Genomic DNA, 1,005 nt, shown 5'->3' on the forward strand with positions numbered 1-1,005 from the left:
GAGCCGGAACCAGTAGAAGCCGTGTCCTGCGAGGGTCAGCAGGTAGGGCAGTTCGCCGATGGCCGGGAAGCGGACCCCGCCGAACAGCTCGACCGGGTGGCGTCCGCCGAACGCGCTGAGGTCGAGTTCGGTGGGCTGTGCGAAGCGGGAGAAGTTGTGCACGCACAGCACCAGGTCGTCCTCGTACTCGCGCAGGAAGGCGATGACGGCCGGGTTGGAGGAGGGCAGTTCGGTGTAGGAGCCGAGGCCGAAGGCGGGGTTCTGCTTGCGGATCTCGATCATGCGGCGGGTCCAGTGCAGCAGCGACGAGGGCGAGGACATCGACGCCTCGACGTTGGTGACCTGGTAGCCGTGGACCGGGTCCATGATGGTGGGCAGGAAGAGCCGGCCGGGGTCGCAGGAGGAGAAGCCGGCGTTGCGGTCGGGGGTCCACTGCATGGGGGTGCGCACGGCGTCGCGGTCGCCGAGCCAGATGTTGTCGCCCATGCCGATCTCGTCGCCGTAGTAGAGGATCGGGCTGCCGGGCAGGGACAGCAGCAGGGCGGTGAACAGCTCGATCTGGTTGCGGTCGTTGTCCAGCAGTGGGGCGAGGCGGCGGCGGATGCCGATGTTGGCGCGCATGCGGGGGTCCTTGGCGTACTCCGCCCACATGTAGTCGCGTTCCTCGTCGGTGACCATCTCCAGGGTCAGTTCGTCGTGGTTGCGCAGGAAGATGCCCCACTGGCAGCCGGAGGGGATGGCGGGGGTCTTGGCCAGGATCTCGGAGACGGGGTAGCGCGACTCGCGGCGCACGGCCATGAAGATGCGCGGCATGACGGGGAAGTGGAAGGCCATGTGGCACTCGTCGCCGCCGGCCTGGTAGTCGCCGAAGTAGTCGACCACGTCCTCGGGCCACTGGTTGGCCTCGGCCAGCAGCACGGTGTCGGGGTACTGGGCGTCGATCTCCTTGCGGACCCGCTTGAGGAACGCGTGCGTGGCGGGCAGGTTCTCGCAGTTGGTGCCCTC

1 protein-coding gene is annotated in these 1,005 nt (G+C 68.1%); it reads right to left on the reverse strand.

Going from position 1 to position 1,005, the window contains the following annotated elements; all coding sequences use genetic code 11:
* Positions 1-1,005, reverse strand: a 1,005-nt coding sequence (locus ACWDNY_RS31440; RefSeq protein WP_451649208.1) for an alpha-glucosidase C-terminal domain-containing protein, incomplete at both ends; no start/stop codon positions are given.

It is taken from the genome of Streptomyces sp. NPDC003697 (assembly GCF_053587115.1).